General features: G+C 48.4%; 1 protein-coding gene. It reads right to left on the minus strand.

The window, feature by feature from the left end:
- On the minus strand, positions 1–508 hold a 508-nt coding region (locus R7Q11_RS29605; protein WP_225467395.1), incomplete at both ends, for an aminotransferase class III-fold pyridoxal phosphate-dependent enzyme.

Genomic DNA, 508 nt, shown 5'->3' on the forward strand with positions numbered 1-508 from the left:
ACATGTGTGCTTGAAGTGCTTCGATATCGTTGTATGGTAAGTGCGTAACATCGCCTGGCTTAGGACCAAAACCGTCTGAGTAAGCCGCTTGACCGCCAACCGTCACAGTAAAGAATGTACGACCGTGGAAACCTTGTTTAAACGCGATGATTTCTGATTTTTCAGGGCCATGAACATCTGCCGCGTAACGGCGTGCTAATTTCAGTGCCGCTTCGTTTGCTTCTGCACCCGAGTTAGCAAAGAATACGCGTTCAGCAAAGCTCACTTCAGTTAGCTTTTTCGCAAGGCGAAGTGCCGGCTCGTTCGTCATCACGTTACTTAGATGCCACAGCTTGTTGCCTTGCTCAGTCAACGCATCAACCATTACTGGATGACAATGACCCAAGCAGCTCACTGCAATACCACCAGCAAAGTCGATGTACTCGTTATCGTCCTGATCCCAAATACGTGAGCCTTTGCCTCTTACAGGGATCATTTCCATCGGGTTATAGCAAGGTACCATTACCTC

This window comes from Vibrio sp. 970 (assembly GCF_033339075.1).